Consider the following 17,146-nt stretch of genomic DNA (forward strand, 5'->3'; position numbering starts at 1 on the left):
TAATATGCAGGAAAACGCAGTTATTTTATCGAATACAGAAATCGCCAAAGATATTTGGCGTATGGAAATAAAGACCAATCTTGCCAAAAAGGCAAGACCTGGTCAATTTATTGAAATTAGTGTTCCAGGATTTTATCTTCGTAGACCAATTTCAATTTGTGAAATAAAAGATGAGAGCCTTATCATTATTTATAAGATCTTAGGGCAGGGTACTGAAAAAATGACAGAGCTGACATCTAATGATCTATTAGATATATTTGGACCATTGGGAAATGGTTTCCCGATTGAAGATCAGGATAAAATTCTTCTAGTTGGAGGTGGTGTAGGTGTACCGCCTCTATATGAAACAGCCAAACAATATCGTCTAAAAGGATCAAAAGTAGATGTTGTACTTGGTTTTAATGACGAAGAATCTGTTTTCTATAAAGAAGAATTTGAACAGCTTGGATGTAATGTAGAGATCGCGACAATGGATGGAAGCGTTGGTACCAAAGGTACAGTTCTTGATGCGATCCAGGCAAAAAATATCGATACGGATTTCATCAGTGCCTGTGGACCATTGATGATGTTGAAGGCATTGGATGCTACATATACAAAAGGATATATTTCTTTAGAAGCGCGTATGGCCTGTGGTTTAGGTGCATGTATGGGATGTGTAGTAAAAGATAAAGAAGGAAATTCTTTACGTGTATGTAAAGATGGTCCTGTCTTTGAAGTTGGAAAGGTGGCACTATGATGGATATTTCAGTTAAATTACCTGGTTTAAATTTAAAAAATCCTATCATTCCTGCCAGTGGATGTTTTGGGTTTGGTCGTGAATATGCAGAATTATATGATCTTAGCCTTTTAGGTGGAATTGCGATAAAAAGTGCAACACCACAGGAGCGCTTTGGAAATCCAACACCACGAATTGCCGAAACACCAAGCGGTATGTTAAATGCAATTGGATTACAGAATAAAGGTGTTGAAGTAATCAAAGAGAAAGAATTGCCATTTTTAGCACAATTTGATACTGAAATTATTGCCAATGTAGCCGGAGCTACAGAAGAAGACTATGTTAAAGTTATTGAAGCTTTAAATGATAGTGAAGTGATCAAAGCTTATGAGTTAAATATTTCCTGTCCAAATGTTAAACATGGGGGTATTGGCTTAGGTACAAAACCGGAACTTGCAGCTCACGTGACAAAGCTTGCCAAAGCTGCAGCTAAGAAACCGGTATATGTAAAACTTTCACCAAATGTTACAGATATTGTTGAGATTGCCAAGGCAGTAGAAGAAGCTGGAGCGGATGGTTTGGTCTTGATCAACACTTTGATGGGAATGCGTATTGACCTAAAAACAGGAAAACCATTACTTGCCAATATTACAGGAGGACTTTCTGGACCAGCCATTAAACCAGTTGCGATTCGTATGGTTTATCAAGTAGCACAGGCTGTTAATATTCCAATCATTGGTGTTGGTGGTATCACTAGTGCTGAAGATGTACTTGAATTCTTGAATGCAGGAGCTAGTGCAGTCGAAGTTGGAGCTCAGAATTTTGTGGATCCATATGTTTGCCCTAAAATTATTGAAGATTTACCAAAAGTATTAAAGAAATATGGATATAATAGTGTTAGTGAAGCTGTAGGAAGGAGTTTTAAATAATGTCACGTACAATCGTAGCGCTGGATTTTTCCAGCAAAGAAGAAGTAGTGAACTTCTTAAATAAATTTGACAAGCCAATTTATGTAAAAATCGGTATGGAATTAACATATGCCTGCGGGTTGGATATCATTCAGACTGTAAAGGCAATGGGACATCATATTTTCTTGGATCTAAAATTGCATGATATTCCAAATACAGTAAAAGGTGGAATGAAAAACCTTGCAAATTTAGGAGTTGATATCGTGAATGTTCATTGTGCTGGTGGAATTGCGATGATGAAAGCAGCTGTTGAAGGTCTTGAAATTGGTGCAAATGGAAACAAACGTCCATTGTGCATTGGGGTAACCCAGTTAACATCTACATCTAAAGAAATGATGAATGAGGAATTGGGAATTCCAGGCGAAGTAATGGATAGTGTTATCAAATACGCTAAGAATGCTAAAGCAGCTGGTTTAGATGGTGTTGTATGTTCTGTTCATGAGGCAAAGGCAATCCATGAAGCATGTGGAGATGATTTCTTAACAGTCACTCCGGGTATTCGTTTGGCATCTGATTCAAAAGATGATCAAAAACGTGTTGCGACACCAGATTATGCTAATGAACAAGGATGCGACTATATTGTTGTAGGACGTTCTATCACTAAGAGTGAAGATCCAGTTAAAACATATGATTTAATCGAAGACATGATGAAATAATTAAAAGATCCTTAGGGATCTTTTTTTAATGAAAATTTAATTGATGTTTCAATGACATCTAGGTTATAAAAATAATGGCTTGAATTAGTTTAAATATCTTTGATATTTAATAAAGAAGTACTATATATGTTATAGAATAAATCGTATATTTTTTAATTTTATATACCCAAATAGGTCCATATGTGCTAAAATCCAAGTAAAGTGAAAGGGGTTACATAAAGGGTTAAAAAATATGGAAAGATGCGCGGGTGTGTTATGCCCTATGTTTTCAGTTCCAGCGAATCAGGGGATAGGAGATTTAGGACAAAAAACGGTAAGAATGATCGATTGTATTGCGGATTCAGGTTATCATGTTTGGCAGATATTGCCTTTACAGGCAAAAGGAAGATCTCATTCTCCCTACCATGCGCTCTCTAGTTTTGCCGGTGATCCAGTTTATATTAATTTAGATAGACTTTGTGAGATGGGATTATTGACGCAAAGCTCGATAACGAATTGTAATAAATTTAAAGATAGAGTGGACTATGAAACGGTTAGAGTATTTAAGAATGAATACTTTAGACGAGCTTTTAAAGCATTTAAGAAAAACTATGACTCATTTAAAGAAGACTTTGAATATTTTGAAAAGACAGCTTTCTGGTTGGAAGATTGGGCAATTTATCAGCTGTTTAGATCATTGAATAGTGAAAGGCCTTGGATTGAATGGGATGAAGAATACCGCAATTATCCATTATATAAAGAAGTGGATCTCTCTGAATATGAAGATGAACTTTTCTATACCAAGTTTCTACAGTTTATATTTTATAAACAATTTGATGACATCGTAATGTATGCACATGCCAGAGAAATTACTCTAATCTCGGATGTAGCATTTGTGAATTATGACAGTGCGGATGTATGGACCAATCGTTTTGATTTTCTTTTAGATGAAAACGGTAATCCTAAGGCGCTCAACAATTGTACATATCATATGCCAATACATGATTTTAAAAGGCAATTGATTGATGGCTTTAGTTTTTGGAAAAAACGAATTCGTTGGCTTAGTCGGTGTTTTGATGTAGCCAAGATCGATTATTATACGATTATCAATGATTATTTAAAAATTGATGAAATGGTAGATTATGAAGAATTCAAAGATTTGATTCACTCATTATTGATCATGATCAAACATGAATTTCCAGGTTTTCATTTAATTGTTGAAGGATTGGAGAAGATATGTGATGATTTTGAACTTGGAATGACAAATGTCGATGTACTTTTAGACAGGATGAAAGTAAAGGAACTTAAAAAGAGCGTAAGAAAAGATTCGGTGCTGTATACAAGTACGCAAAATCATGAAACCATCAATCAGGCTTATTATGGATATGATAATAATCATCGTATAAGCTTGAGGCGTTTTTTGAAAAAACAAGGTTATACAGAACGTAATTTCAATGATATGATTTGTCACTTTGCCTTAGATTCTGCAGCTGATATATGTATTCTGCCTATATGGGATATATGTGGTTATAAAGAAGAGGCAAGATTAAATAAACCTAATGAGGAAGATGAATTGAATTGGACATGGAAGTTAAAAGATTTTAAAAACTTCCCTAAAGATTTAATGAAGACAAAAGAATGGATACAGAAAGCAGGAAGATGATGTTCCTGTTTTTTTATGCATAGAAATCACAAATCAAATCTTAATAAAAAAAGTGGAGAATTTACTCTCCACCAAGTTTACTTGCAACGACCCAACCTAATACAAATGTTACAATACTAATAAGAATTGTAATTAAAGAGAAACTAGCCCAATTTGTTTTTAATAGAATAGCGATCGGACTTGCAACGATCAATCCGATAATAGCGTAATAAGCTTGTGTTTCCCATTTAGAGAAGATCCACTCAATTAATTTGGCAATTAAGAAGATACCTAGGATCACTCCAATACCAAAAGGCAGCAGCACTAGAATACAACTTATTAAATCGCCTATATTGAACGATGTCAAAGCATCTACAGTGCGGTTGATATAAGCTAAGATCGTTTCATAATAACCTAACAACATTAACATCATGCTTCCACTGACACCAGGGATGACCATGGTTGCAGCTGCAATGATACCAACAACTAATAGTTTTACAATTTCAATGAAGTTAAGATCAATCGTCGATGCGACACCTTTAGCTTCTCCCATTACTGCCATTAATACAACGATTGCGAAGAATATGATCAAAGGAATCATATTGGAAGCTTTTGTAGGATTGGATCCTTTTACTTTCTTTAGTATGAAAGGCAGGCTTCCGGCAATTAAACCACAAAAGGCAAAATTTGTTGGAATTGGATGTACTTCTAATAGATATTCAAACAATCTTGAAAGAATTACGATTGCTAATCCAGCTCCTAAAAAGATAGGGAATAAAAGCTTTAAGCTTTCTTTCAATTCAGATTTAATGTGAGTGATGGAATGAATTAATTTATCATATAAACCCATTGCGACCATCATGGTTCCACCGCTGACACCAGGAATGATATTTGCGATGCCGACAACCATACCTTGAAGAATCGATTTTATCATGTTTATTCTCTCCTTTACACGTTCAAAAATATAACATATATGGCGCTAAGTGTAAAATTTTTTAATGTTTTTATAATTGTGTATTGCATCTTGATGCGTTTTATGTATAATTGTCTTGTGTTTTCTTAAATAAATTTAAAGTTTAGTAAAAGTAAACAAATGAGGGAGGGGATGCCGTGCAGATAGGAGCAAAGATAAAAGCATTGAGAATTGCCAATGATCTAACACTGGAAGAATTGGCGTCAAGGTCTGAATTGACCAAAGGTTTTTTATCACAGTTAGAAAGAGATCTAACGAGCCCAAGTATTTCAACTTTGGAAGATATCCTAGAGGCTTTAGGCACAAATCTATCGGAATTTTTTGCTGCAGAACCGGAAGAACAGATCGTGTTTCATCAAGGAGATTTCTTTATTGATGAAGGCGAAGATCATACGATCGAATGGATCATTCCCAATGCACAAAAAAATGCGATGGAACCCATTTTGTTGACGATAAATCCGCTAAAGAAATCGCGAACGATAAAAAGCCATGAAGGCGAAGAGTTTGGCTATGTCTTAAAAGGAAAGATCGAACTTGTTATGGGCAAAAAGCGCTATAAGGTCAAAGCTAAGGAAACATTCTATATTTCAGGAAGGAATTCACACTATTTGTACAATCCATCCAATACACCAGCTAAGGTATTATGGGTTTCAACACCACCAAGATTTTAGACGTTAGAAAGGGACACGATTATGGAGATGGAAAAAAAGAAAATTATTCAGTTTAAGAATATCGTTAAAGATTTTGATGGACAGATCGTTTTAAAGGGAATCGATCTGGATATTTATGAAAATGAATTTGTTACATTGTTAGGACCTAGTGGTTGTGGAAAAACGACTTTATTAAGAATATTAGGTGGTTTTATCGAACCAACAGAAGGACATGTAATTTTTGACGGACAAGATATCTTAAAGCTACCTCCTCATAAAAGAGAATTGAATACAGTTTTCCAAAAATACGCATTATTTCCTCATATGAATGTATATGATAATATTGCATTCGGGTTAAAAATAAAAAAAATGAATAAAGACATTATTGAACAAAAAGTAATGAAGATGTTGAAATTAATTAATTTAGAGGGATATGAAAAGAAAAATGTAACGGTTCTCTCGGGAGGTCAGCAGCAACGTGTTGCGATAGCTAGAGCTTTGGTAAACGAGCCTTCAGTATTGTTGCTGGATGAACCATTGGGAGCGTTGGATCTTAAACTACGTAAAGAAATGCAGTATGAACTAAAACGTATCCAACAGGAAGTAGGAATTACTTTTATTTATGTTACACATGATCAAGAGGAAGCATTAACAATGTCGGATAAAATTGTTGTTATGAAAGATGGCGAAATACAACAAGCTGGAACTCCGCAGGATATTTATAATGAACCTGTCAATCGTTATGTAGCAAACTTTATAGGAGAAAGCAATATTGTTTCAGGACGAATGTTAGAAGACAAGAAAGTGTGTTTTGATGATATTACTTTTGATTGTGTAGATGTAGGTTTTAAAGAAAATGAGCCTGTAGATGTGGTAATTCGACCAGAAGACATTGATATTGTACCTGTAGATCAAGGGAAAATGACAGGAACTGTTGAAAGTGTACTTTTTAAAGGGGTTCACTATGAAGTTATGGTCGAAACGGTTCCGGGCACTCATGTTACGGTTAACATGCATGTAAGAAATAATCAGAATATTTTGAGTGATGATAGAAAAGAAGCAATCAGTGCAAATGATTTTTATCTAGATTTGGAAGATATGAAAGACATCGATGATAAAGAAATTGTAGCCCGAGCAGATGCGCAAGCATGGAATCCGGAAACAGATGAATATTTATCAATCAAGGTAGAAACAGATTTAAAAGAAGAAATAGGTGAATATAATGTTAAGTTTTCAACTAATTCAGGACTTCAAATCATTCGTAAAATCTGGGTGGTAGATCAAAGAGTTGTTGAAAATAAAAAAGCAAATGAAGCGGTTAGTGCTTTTAACTTCTTCAAATCTAAAGATGAAATTATGGAATCTCATGCTTTAGATACTGATTTAAAAACTTGGGCAAATGCACAAGGATGGAAATTGAATAATGAAGATGAAGGTGTAGATTTAAGTGTAGATTATGATTTCGATCCAGAAAAAATAACAGAAGGTATCTATAAGGTTACATTCTGGACAACAGGACGAGAATTTAAGATCCATACAACTGATTATGTAGAGGAAGGTAAAGAGGTCGGATTATCTTTCTTCCCTGAGGATATTCATGTAATGGAGAAGATGGAATTCTAATGAAAAAATTTAGTCAGCTAGCATTTCCGTATGTAGTATGGGTTGTATTAATGATCTTATTACCGATGCTTTTGATTTTATTTTACTCTTTGACAACACAAGGTAATGAGATTGTAAATTTTACGTTCACTTTAAATAACTACATTCGTTTTTTTACCGACCATGATTTTTTGATGATTTTATGGCGTTCTTTGGTAATAGCCTTTAAAACGACCATAATTTGTGTATTATTAGGGTATCCAATAGCTTATTTTATTGCTCGCAGTCCTGATCGAGTTCGAAATACATTAGTATTGGCAGTGACATTACCGACATGGATCAATATGTTGGTACGTACGTATTCTTGGATCGGATTGTTATCCGAAGGTGGTATCATTCAAACTTTGTTTGGATTACAAGGTACAGACTTGCTGTATACTGAGGGGGCAGTGTTGTTAGGAATGGTTTATAACTTTATTCCTTTTATGATATTGCAAATTAATACCTCGCTATGTAAAATGGATCATTCCTTACTGGAAGCTAGTGCAGATCTAGGTGCCAATAAGGTTCAGACATTCTTGCGCGTGGTTTTCCCTCTGTCTTTATCCGGTGTTATCAGTGGAATTGCCTTGGTATTCTTACCGGCAGTCAGTTCTTTCTTCATTCCTAAGTTATTGGGAGGAGGACAGTTCTTCTTGATTGGTAATGTGATAGAAAATCAGTTTATTACAGTAGGTGAATGGAATTTTGGTTCTGCAATTTCTATGATCATGGCTGTTATTATGATGCTTTGCATGTATTTGATTCGTCGTGTTGATGAGCATAATAGCGGTGGGAGGAAGTCGTCATGAAAAAAGAAAAACGTATTTTTGGTAAAGCGCTGATGATTCTTTCCTTATTGTTTTTCTATATACCAATTTTATATATGATCGTATTTTCGTTTAATTCGGGAAGATCATTAACAAATTTTGAAGGCTTTAGTTTGACATGGTATGAACATATGTTCAAAAACCGAGATATGATGGAATCGCTTTATACCACAATAACTATAGCTTTAATTGCGACGCTTGTTGCTACTTTATTAGGTACTATAAGCGCAATCGGATTATCAAAAAGTCGAAAATTTTTAAAGAGCTTTGTTTTACAGTTAAATGATTTTCCAATTATGAATCCGGAAATTGTTACTGCAATTGGATTTATGTTATTGTTCATTACATTTCATATAGAGCGAGGATTTATGACGATGTTATTGGCACATATTGCTTTTTGTACACCATATGTTATTTTAAGCATAATGCCTAAAATTCGCTCTTTAGATCCAAATTTAGCAGATGCAGCGATGGACCTTGGTGCTACCCCATGGCAGGCATTGACCAAGGTTTTGGTACCGCAAATTATGCCGGGCATCTTTTCGGGAGCTTTGATTGCCTTTACGATGTCATTTGATGATTTTATCATTTCGTATTTTGTAACCGGAGGAGGCGTTAAGAATCTAAGTATCATGGTCTATACTATGAGCAAGCGCATAAATCCAAGTATTAATGCAATATCTACACTTGTTGTAGTATTGATAACGATAGTCCTGGTGATTATCAATGTTATACCTATAATTAGGGAGAGAAAGGAAAAGAAACATGAAAAAATTATTAACTAGTACATTGATCGGTGCATTAGCATTGACACTTGCCGGATGCGGTTCAAACACACAAGAACGTGAATTTGAGGGTCAGGAACTTCATCTCTATAATTGGGGTGAATATATGGGAGAAAACCTTATTTCCGATTTTGAAGATCAAACAGGGGCAACAGTAAATGTAGATTATTTTGAGTCAAATGAACAAATGTATATCAAGGTTGCCAATGGAGAATCTTTTGATGTTTTGGTCCCTAGTGATTATATGATTGAAAGATTGATAAAGGAAGATTTACTACAGCCGCTTGATAAAGAAAAATTGAATAATCTGGATTTACTTTCTGAAGATGTAATGGGATTAGATTATGACCCTGAAAATGAGTATTCTATTCCTTATTTTTGGGGGACTGTAGGAATAGTATATGATAAGAATAAAGTGAGTGAAGAAGATCTTGAAAAAGAAGGATACAATATCTTTTTAGACACAAAGTATAAAGGGGATATCTATCTATATGATTCTGAACGTGATTCTTTCATGATGGCTTTAAAAGCATTGGGGTATTCTATGAATACGACAAATGAACAGGAGTTACAAGAAGCTTATGAATGGTTAGTTCAAGCTGTTGAAACAATGGAACCTGAAATCGTAACGGATGAAATTATTGATAATATGGCACAGGGAAGAAAAGCTCTTGGTTTGATTTATTCTGGGGATGCTGCTTATGTAATGTCAGAAAATGAAGATATGGGATTCTATATGCCTGAAACTGGTACGAATATTTGGTCAGATGCAATGGTAATTCCAAAAAATGCCGAGAATCCTGAATTAGCATATGCATTTATTGATTATGTATGTACATATGAGGCTTCAATGGATAATTCAAGTTATGTAGGATATACTTCTCCAAATAAAGAAGTTATGGATGAATTAAGTGGCGAAGGCGGAGATTATGAAGGAATCAATGCTTATATTCCTCGCTCTGGAAATGATAATGACGAAGTATTTAAATATGATGAAAATACTCGTGCAATCATTGCCGATTTATGGTCACGTGTTAAAGTTGTTGCCAGCAACGCTGAATAAATAAAGAACCTATCTAAACACATTTTGATGCTTAGATAGGTTTTTTTGACCAATGAGTTACCACAATGATAGGTACCACTTCATTAAGTGCTTAAGTGTGATTCCTTGTTAATTCTTAATCAAAAACAGATAGAAAGAAAACAAGTGCAGAGCTAGTTCTAATAGTTACAAGGCGTATTACAGCAATTAAATATTCCACAAAAGAACAGAAAAAAGAGAAACAAAGATGAATCCAGGCTAATGTATTTTCAAAAATTAAAAATCCCGAAATCGGGACAAATTCTGAAAAATCAGATGAAAATCCCGAAATCGGGATTTTTGTTGAATACTTGTCTAGGTTTTGATATATTTTAGATGAGGTGAGTAGTTATGGTGATACGTAAAAATTATTTAGATAAACTTATCTTGTGGAAGGATCATGATATTATTAAGGTTATAACCGGAATCAGAAGATGCGGTAAGTCAACACTGTTGATGCAGTTTCAAGATTATTTAAGAGATAATGGAGTGATGGATGAACAAATTATCTCAATTAATTTTGAGGATTTGAAATTTGAAGCTTTATTAGATTACAGATCTTTATATGAATACGTAGAAAGCAAAATTCTTCCAGGTAAAAAAATGTATATATTTTTAGATGAGATTCAAAAAGTCTCTGGTTTTGAGAAGACAGTGGATAGTTTATATATTAAGGAAAATGTGGATGTTTATATTACAGGGTCGAATGCATATATGCTTTCGTCCGATTTATCGACACTTTTGTCGGGACGTTATGTTGAAATATCTGTGCTTCCCCTATCTTTTAAAGAGGTTTATGAAGAAAAAGGAGGGGACAAAGAAGAAGTTTTCAACCAATATTTAAAATACGGAGGCTTTCCTTATTTAATGAACATGCCATTGGATGTTGAACAAATAAATATGTATTTGGAAGGAATATATAATACGGTTATCATAAAGGATATAGAAGAGCGAGAAAATAGAAAACATCTTGATTCAAATAAAAGAAAGATTACTAATATCGTTCTTTTAAAATCTATTGCGAAATATTTGGCAAGTGCTATAGGCAGTATAATTTCTGTTAAGAATGTAACCGGATACCTAACCTCAACGGGAAGAAAAGTATCCTCATCAACGGTGGATGATTATATGGAAGCTTTACGAGAATCTTTTATCTTTTATCCAGTAGAACGTTTTGATATTTCAGGCAAAAAGATTCTAAAAACACTAAATAAATGGTATATTGTTGACCTTGCGTTAAGAGATCATATGTTGCCAAAAGAAACGTATGATTTAGGTTTTTCTTTAGAAAATACAATTTATTTTGAATTGCTTCGCAGAGGTTACAGAGTTAATATAGGAAAAACAGAATCATCCGAGATTGATTTTGTTGTACAAAAAAATAATGAAATCATCTATTATCAAGTAACAGCAAGTATGGTTGATCAGACAACATTTGAAAGAGAACTGGCTCCGTTGAGATCCATTAAAGATAATTATAAGAAAATAGTTTTGACATTGGATAAGTTTACACAAGGAAATTATGATGGAATTGAAGTCGTTAATGCGATAGATTGGTTATTAAAAGATTAATGCTGGTAAATGAGGAAATCAAAATAAACAAAAAACTATAAATTTCCTTATAAAAAAGTTGATAATATTAAGCGAACCTTCTTAGTTTGTCCAAAACTTTAAGGTTCGCTTTATTTAGATAGTCTTTATAATTAGGTTACAGGGGATAACGCAATATTATAATAAAATTGACCACTTGCATTAGCATATGCATAACCTGATACACGAAAAGTGTCCCAACTTAAACTATATGAAACAATATATCCGTTTCCAGAAGTAACTTCTACTTTTGTTGAAGTTGTCCCACTCGGGGTTCTTGTTACTGTAGCTAAAATTGTCACATATGAGTTACCACAATGATATGTACCACTTCCTTGCCATTTCATTAAGTGCTTAGGTGTGATTTCTTGTTGCATGACTTGATTGCTTGTTGATTCCTGACCAAAAACAGGTAGAACAGGAATAAGTACAGAGCAAGTTATAATAGCAACCATGACATTTCTAATTTTTTTCATGTCTTCACCTCCATTCTATTTTATTCTTATTTATATTTTAAAGTATGGTGTGTTACAGAAAGATTACAGTAATTAAATTTCATAACAAGATTCTTTGAAAAAATATAGTTTTCACTGTTTTTATATAAGTATATTTATGATAGGAATTTGAAGGTGCTCAATCTTCTTTTTCAATATTGAATGCTTTCTAATTGGTGAAGGGGTAAAATGATCTGGATACTCATTTTATTGTTTTGATATGAAGCTAAAATGTTTCCCATATGGTTTTTACAAACAGTTTGGACCATGTGTAAACCAATACCATAGTGTTCTTGATTTTGGCGGGAAGAGTTGTATCTTGTAAACATGGCATGAATATCTTTTGGACAATCGCCTTCATTTATTATGGAAATTTGTAATTCGTTAGAATGCTTTTCCATGTTTACGTAGATCGTTGAATTTGGGTCAGCAGATTCAATGGCATTCATCAGAACGGTTTCAATGGCTTCTTGGATCCAAAAACTATCTAGTGCCATCGTACAGTTTACTAAATGACTTTCGATGCTCAATTTCTTATGTGTAGTCATGGTGTTTACGTGTTGGATAGCAGTTTGAATACAATCGGCAACATTTTTGATTTCATAATGATAATTTGTCAAATTAGAACGAACATCATACCCTTTTAAGAATCGGTTCAATGTTTCGTTGCAACGATCTATTTGATTGATGATGAGTTCTTTATGATGCACATTTTCTTTATCCGAGATCTGATCTACATGCAGTAAAATAGTAGATAATGTTGATTTCATTTGATGAGCTAAGTTTTCCAATTCTTGATTTTGGCTATCATGGTCTAATGCCATATCTTTAAGTTTTGACTGATAATTGTTACGTATGGTTTCCATGGTTTCTAAGATGACATTATCTTCGATTACCTGACCATCTTTTAAAGCGTTGAGGACTTCATCTTCTCTTTTCTTTTCTCTATGTCTGTAATAAGAGAAAAATACAATGAGGGTCATGATGGATATGATAAATGAAATGATCATTCCAAGAGTATAGGGGTTTGTTAAAGTTTGATCATAGATAAAATGGCGCAATCCTTTACCATATCCTTTTTCTAACAAGTCATCTTTGGCTTTATTGACATTGGTTTTATCAAATCCATCGAATACGATATCGATTGGATCTTCACTATCAACCAACACGATTAGGGTGTCTTGATAATGATCTACCCATAATAGAAAAGAAAAGATAGATGATAGACAACATAAGATGATCAAGCATATTCCGATTCGTTTCATTCTTTCCACCTTAATCCGCTATTAGGGATAGCTTCTAAATGAGAGGAGTGGATCCCTAGTTTTTTTCTGAGTTCCGAAAGTCGGACATTTAAAGTTTGTGCCGATGTGATCTTATTGGTTCTATCAAAAATATTGCGTGTGATTTGTTGCCTGGATGCGATGTGTGGAAAAAAGCGAAAAATGGTTTCTAAAATAGCACTTTCTGTCACAGTCAAAGAAATATCCTGGTTCGGTGCAGATAGTATTTTTAGTTCTGTGGACAATCGAAAATCACCTATGGTTATTTCTTTGTCGAGTTTACCAGATCGTCGAAGCACGGATTCTATCTTAGCTAAAAATACATTTAAGCGAAAAGGTTTTTCAATATAGTCATCTGCTTCTAAAGCAAAACCTTTTAAGATGCTGAATTCAGCGGTATCACTGGAGATGATCAAGATTGGCGATGCACTTTTTTCACGAATCAAACGACAGAGATCTAAGCCATTTCCATCAGGCAGTATTTGATCCAGCAAAAAACAATCAAAAGCATGTTCGATTTCATGATAGGCCTGCATATAGTTATAACAGATCGTGGTTTCATATCCTTTCTTTTCTAATATTTCCGCAAGTGTGTTGGCTAGAACTTTATCATCTTCTACTAGTAAGATGCGCATGAGATCATCTCCTTATCCTTGTTGTCATAGGAAAGATTTAAGTCGTTTTTTTCATAGTGAGTAATGCGGCCATCTTCCATATAGATCAAGGCATCAGCTCCTTTGGCCAATTCAATATCGTGAGTTACCATCAAAATCGTTTGATCAAAACGTTTTTGACAGTGTCGAATCAATTTGATTACTTGTTTTGTGTTTTCACGATCCAGGTTTCCAGTAGGTTCATCAGCCAAAATAATGGCAGGTTTACGAATAAGTGCTCGGGCAATGGAAACCCTTTGTTGTTCGCCGCCAGATAACTCATGGGGGAATTTATTGACTAGATTTGTTAATTCCAGATCGTTTATAACTTCTTCGAAAAAAGCTTTATCAACTCTTTCATGATTCAAGTCAAAAGGAATCATGAGATTTTCGATAATAGTTTGTTCTTGAAGCAGATTAAAGAACTGGAAGATAAAACCGATGCTTTGTCTTCGAAAGGCGGCTAATTCTTTTTCTTTCATTGAAGTTAAGTTTCTTCCTTGGACAATAATGGTGCCAGAATCAACTTCAATGAGTCCGCCGATACTGTTCAACAGAGTGGATTTCCCGCATCCGCTTTTTCCTACGATGCAAGTAAATGTTTTAGGCATAATGGACAAAGTGCAATTTTGTAAGGCATGGTTTGGTGATGTAATATTGTGATAAGTTTTATTGACTTGATCGAGTATGATGATGGGTTTCATAAACTTTACTCCTTTTGTTTTGTTGCCTATTGTATATCAAGAATGAGCATAGCATTACCATCAAGACAAAACTGATGTTCATGATCACGAAAATAGGCCATGACCAGTATTCTTGTGAAAAACGGGATGAAAATGGATACATCAAGCGTTGTTCAGGCAAGTAAGATACGTATTGTATGCATGCAAAAGATCCAAAAGCCATAATCAGTATCATAGGGATCTTGATGCACATTTCTATAATTTGCATCTGATTAAAAATAGATGTGGGAATACCTAGCTGATAAAAAACTTTATACTGATATTTCAACTCTTTGCGTTTTTGTGAAATAAACAAAACTTGGCTGAAGGTCAATATACATAGGATTCCTAGAAGCAATACGGTAAATAAGACCAAATCATTTTGTACGATTTCTTTTTCTCTTCTTTTTTCTTGAGCTAAATTATAGAAATGAAATCCGTCTTTGACGGCTAAACTGGAAAAATGCGATTCTAGATTTTCACTTGTTTCATCTTGAGGAAGATACAAATCGATGTTGCTGGTAGGATAATGTCCATCATAAAAAGCAGATGATACAAAAATCTGATATAGATTATTGGGGATTCCTGTTTCGCTCATGTCGTAATACTGAGAGATGATACCTCCTACTTTGCATGTTTTTGGTTTTTGATCTTTAGCTTGTAATGTAATTGTATCTCCAACTTTCAGGGTTTGATCTTGATAAACAAGATCAGGATCATAGAATGTTTGCGGATCAGAACTATAGTCAGGAACAGCTTTTTCTTCTATATATTCACCTGTATATGCAGGTAAATATATATACACTGTATCACCTTGTTCAAAGTCTTTTTGATTCCATTCTCCCTTATCAATATGGCTTGATAAAAAATCATAGTATTGAGTATTGGTAGAACTATATACATTTGGAAATAGCCTTTTTATATTATTCCAATCTTCTCTAACCCAGCTGGCAAGAGGTAGCGTTTTGGTAAATTTGTCATCCCATGCAGGCGATTGCTCGATATTGTTCCACTTGGCATAATATCTTGTGTCGATATAATAAGTTCGATAAGACGTGATCGCGTTGTTCTGGATATACTGATTCAGTTTTTCTTCTGAGATATCAGGATAATAATTAAAAGTATGTATGGCCTGTTTGGTTTCAATCGTATAGTAATGTTTTGGGTTGATCGTTATTGAAATATCGGGTTTCTTTTCAATTTGTTTTAAATGATAGCTATTTTGAATGGTATGGGTCAAGGATGTATAGGCTGTGATCATCATCGCAACACAAATAATTATCTGTAATAATTCTTGTTTTAAATGAAAACGAAATGAACGGATCATAAGTCTAAAAGGGGTCAGTGTTTTATATTTTATTTTAAAGGTCTTCTTGATGATTGTAGTATCTTCTGTAAAAGAATTGATGTTGACAGGAACTTTTGAAATAGTGATATAGAAACTGATCAATATCATGCTTAAACTTAGCAGATATATCGTCAATCCCAAAATAAAGATGAGTATAGGAATAGAGAAAATAAAGACACATAGGATGCTCAAAACAAGAGGGATCCGTAAAGCTCTTCCTATTGATTCTATAAAGTCTTGAAGAAAAGATGACATACTTGCTCCTAGAGCTTTTAATGTTTGTATCTCACGACCATGAGCGCGTGTCCATTGTTGAAAGGTGTATAACAATAATAAAAGAGTATAGATGATTGCAAATCCAAAGAGGAGTGTATAAGGCAAATTCTGGGAAGAAAGCGGATCATATGTAAATTCAACGTTTGTGTTGATCACTAGATTTTGGATCAGCTTTTGACTTATATCATTGAGGGTTTCCAGATAATCATTATCTACTGTAAAGAAAACAGATTCTTCAATGGGGTCTATCATTTTATCTTCGATAATAAAGAAGCTTAAAAGTCTTCCGCGGGAAAGCCATGTAGCTGAATAATTATTTATGATACCGCAAAGTTTATATTCTTTTGAAATGGTCTTATCATTGTGGATTAGTTGAATAGAAATGGTTTGATCCAATGTATAATCTAATCCCATTTGATCTAATTTCATTTTTTCAATGGCAATTTCGTCTTTATCATTTGGCATAGATCCTTTCATAAGATCAATGTTGGATAACTCAAGAAAAGTATCATCAACATATCCAATAGATCCTTGATGGACATTATTAAACTGTACATCTCCAAGAGCATAAGTAAATCCGATCTGAGAGATCATTCTATTGTCAAAAAGTTTTGATATCTCAGATTCGTTACCATCGTACACAGCTCCATGCCACGAACCATATAGATTTTCGTTTTGCATCTTTTTGGTTTCAAATAGATGATTTTGCATAAATAGAGAAAATAGGATCACTAATAAAGAAGAACCTAAAATATATGTAAATTTAATAATTAGTTTTCTATTTTTGGAGTAATATCGAAATCTATGTTTCATCATGATCGCACACCTTTTTATGTTAATTTTAAAATATCATAATGAAT

General features: G+C 33.9%; 16 protein-coding genes. 10 read left to right on the plus strand and 6 right to left on the minus strand.

Annotation, left to right across the window (positions count from 1 at the left end):
* The first annotated feature begins 4 nt into the window (after positions 1-4).
* The 4 genes from PND65_RS01955 to PND65_RS01970 all read left to right on the plus strand — a co-directional run bounded on the left by PND65_RS01955 (position 5) and on the right by PND65_RS01970 (position 3,981).
* Positions 5-736, plus strand: a complete 732-nt coding sequence (locus PND65_RS01955; RefSeq protein WP_271990433.1) for a dihydroorotate dehydrogenase electron transfer subunit — start codon at positions 5-7, stop codon at positions 734-736.
* Positions 736-1,644, plus strand: coding sequence for a dihydroorotate dehydrogenase (locus tag PND65_RS01960; RefSeq protein ID WP_015536481.1), 909 nt, complete (start codon positions 736-738; stop codon positions 1,642-1,644). Before PND65_RS01955 ends, PND65_RS01960 begins: the two co-directional genes overlap by 1 nt.
* Positions 1,644-2,339: an orotidine-5'-phosphate decarboxylase gene (gene pyrF / locus PND65_RS01965; protein WP_015536480.1), complete on the plus strand. Its 696-nt coding sequence runs from the start codon at positions 1,644-1,646 to the stop codon at positions 2,337-2,339. The genes PND65_RS01960 and pyrF overlap by 1 nt, the downstream gene beginning before the upstream one ends.
* A 262-nt stretch (positions 2,340-2,601) precedes the next feature.
* Positions 2,602-3,981: a 4-alpha-glucanotransferase gene (locus PND65_RS01970; RefSeq protein WP_271994364.1), complete on the plus strand. Its 1,380-nt coding sequence runs from the start codon at positions 2,602-2,604 to the stop codon at positions 3,979-3,981.
* 61 nt (positions 3,982-4,042) lie between these two features.
* On the opposite strand, the gene PND65_RS01975 is transcribed toward PND65_RS01970, so the two are convergent.
* The gene (locus tag PND65_RS01975; protein WP_015536478.1) at positions 4,043-4,894 is read right to left on the minus strand and encodes a DUF368 domain-containing protein; all 852 of its coding nucleotides are present in this window, start codon (positions 4,892-4,894) and stop codon (positions 4,043-4,045) included.
* 176 nt (positions 4,895-5,070) lie between these two features.
* Here PND65_RS01975 and PND65_RS01980 point away from each other — a divergent pair, with 176 nt between their 5' ends.
* From PND65_RS01980 to PND65_RS02005, 6 genes are all read left to right on the plus strand, one after another.
* Positions 5,071-5,604 carry a helix-turn-helix domain-containing protein gene (locus PND65_RS01980; RefSeq protein ID WP_022356655.1) on the plus strand — a complete coding sequence of 178 codons (534 nt, stop codon included), beginning with the start codon at positions 5,071-5,073 and terminating at the stop codon, positions 5,602-5,604.
* Positions 5,605-5,625: 21 nt separating this feature from the next.
* The gene (locus PND65_RS01985) at positions 5,626-7,206 is read left to right on the plus strand and encodes an ABC transporter ATP-binding protein (protein ID WP_418753242.1); all 1,581 of its coding nucleotides are present in this window, start codon (positions 5,626-5,628) and stop codon (positions 7,204-7,206) included.
* Positions 7,206-8,036 (plus strand): ABC transporter permease, encoded by an 831-nt coding sequence (locus PND65_RS01990; protein ID WP_015536476.1) that lies wholly within the window; start codon positions 7,206-7,208, stop codon positions 8,034-8,036. The genes PND65_RS01985 and PND65_RS01990 overlap by 1 nt, the downstream gene beginning before the upstream one ends.
* Positions 8,033-8,839, plus strand: coding sequence for an ABC transporter permease (locus PND65_RS01995; RefSeq protein WP_015536475.1), 807 nt, complete (start codon positions 8,033-8,035; stop codon positions 8,837-8,839). The genes PND65_RS01990 and PND65_RS01995 overlap by 4 nt, the downstream gene beginning before the upstream one ends.
* A complete protein-coding gene (locus PND65_RS02000) occupies positions 8,820-9,902 on the plus strand; it encodes an extracellular solute-binding protein (RefSeq protein ID WP_271990437.1) in 1,083 nt (360 codons plus the stop codon). Before PND65_RS01995 ends, PND65_RS02000 begins: the two co-directional genes overlap by 20 nt.
* Before the next feature lie 369 nt (positions 9,903-10,271).
* A complete protein-coding gene (locus PND65_RS02005; protein ID WP_204713309.1) occupies positions 10,272-11,492 on the plus strand; it encodes an ATP-binding protein in 1,221 nt (406 codons plus the stop codon).
* Between the two features lie 131 nt (positions 11,493-11,623).
* Here the strand turns inward: PND65_RS02005 and PND65_RS02010 are convergent, their stop codons facing one another.
* From PND65_RS02010 to PND65_RS02030, 5 genes are all read right to left on the minus strand, one after another.
* Entirely contained in the window at positions 11,624-11,986 is a 363-nt protein-coding gene (locus tag PND65_RS02010; protein ID WP_204713308.1) for a hypothetical protein, read from the minus strand.
* Positions 11,987-12,156: 170 nt separating this feature from the next.
* Complete coding sequence (locus tag PND65_RS02015) at positions 12,157-13,269, minus strand: sensor histidine kinase (protein ID WP_204712865.1); 1,113 nt, start codon at positions 13,267-13,269, stop codon at positions 12,157-12,159.
* Positions 13,266-13,922 (minus strand): response regulator transcription factor, encoded by a 657-nt coding sequence (locus tag PND65_RS02020; RefSeq protein WP_271994366.1) that lies wholly within the window; start codon positions 13,920-13,922, stop codon positions 13,266-13,268. Before PND65_RS02020 ends, PND65_RS02015 begins: the two co-directional genes overlap by 4 nt.
* Complete coding sequence (locus tag PND65_RS02025; protein ID WP_271990442.1) at positions 13,907-14,644, minus strand: ABC transporter ATP-binding protein; 738 nt, start codon at positions 14,642-14,644, stop codon at positions 13,907-13,909. The genes PND65_RS02020 and PND65_RS02025 overlap by 16 nt, the downstream gene beginning before the upstream one ends.
* Complete coding sequence (locus PND65_RS02030) at positions 14,610-17,099, minus strand: ABC transporter permease family protein (protein ID WP_271990445.1); 2,490 nt, start codon at positions 17,097-17,099, stop codon at positions 14,610-14,612. Before PND65_RS02030 ends, PND65_RS02025 begins: the two co-directional genes overlap by 35 nt.
* Between the last annotated feature and the right edge of the window lie 47 nt (positions 17,100-17,146).

The organism is Faecalitalea cylindroides (genome assembly GCF_028321995.1).
Taxonomy (GTDB): Bacteria; Bacillota_I; Bacilli_A; order Erysipelotrichales; family Erysipelotrichaceae; genus Faecalitalea; species Faecalitalea cylindroides.

Bases quoted from the DNA above. Each gene is read 5' to 3' on its own strand.
- PND65_RS01955 (WP_271990433.1), top strand. From the start codon at position 5: ATGCAGGAAAACGCAGTTATTTTATCGAATACAGAAATCGCCAAAGAT.
- PND65_RS01960 (WP_015536481.1), top strand. From the start codon at position 736: ATGGATATTTCAGTTAAATTACCTGGTTTAAATTTAAAAAATCCTATC.
- pyrF (WP_015536480.1), top strand. From the start codon at position 1,644: ATGTCACGTACAATCGTAGCGCTGGATTTTTCCAGCAAAGAAGAAGTA.
- PND65_RS01970 (WP_271994364.1), top strand. From the start codon at position 2,602: ATGTTTTCAGTTCCAGCGAATCAGGGGATAGGAGATTTAGGACAAAAA.
- PND65_RS01975 (WP_015536478.1), bottom strand. From the start codon at position 4,894: ATGATAAAATCGATTCTTCAAGGTATGGTTGTCGGCATCGCAAATATC.
- PND65_RS01985 (WP_418753242.1), top strand. From the start codon at position 5,626: ATGGAGATGGAAAAAAAGAAAATTATTCAGTTTAAGAATATCGTTAAA.
- PND65_RS01990 (WP_015536476.1), top strand. From the start codon at position 7,206: ATGAAAAAATTTAGTCAGCTAGCATTTCCGTATGTAGTATGGGTTGTA.
- PND65_RS01995 (WP_015536475.1), top strand. From the start codon at position 8,033: ATGAAAAAAGAAAAACGTATTTTTGGTAAAGCGCTGATGATTCTTTCC.
- PND65_RS02000 (WP_271990437.1), top strand. From the start codon at position 8,820: ATGAAAAAATTATTAACTAGTACATTGATCGGTGCATTAGCATTGACA.
- PND65_RS02005 (WP_204713309.1), top strand. From the start codon at position 10,272: ATGGTGATACGTAAAAATTATTTAGATAAACTTATCTTGTGGAAGGAT.
- PND65_RS02010 (WP_204713308.1), bottom strand. From the start codon at position 11,986: ATGAAAAAAATTAGAAATGTCATGGTTGCTATTATAACTTGCTCTGTA.
- PND65_RS02015 (WP_204712865.1), bottom strand. From the start codon at position 13,269: ATGAAACGAATCGGAATATGCTTGATCATCTTATGTTGTCTATCATCT.
- PND65_RS02020 (WP_271994366.1), bottom strand. From the start codon at position 13,922: ATGCGCATCTTACTAGTAGAAGATGATAAAGTTCTAGCCAACACACTT.
- PND65_RS02025 (WP_271990442.1), bottom strand. From the start codon at position 14,644: ATGAAACCCATCATCATACTCGATCAAGTCAATAAAACTTATCACAAT.
- PND65_RS02030 (WP_271990445.1), bottom strand. From the start codon at position 17,099: ATGAAACATAGATTTCGATATTACTCCAAAAATAGAAAACTAATTATT.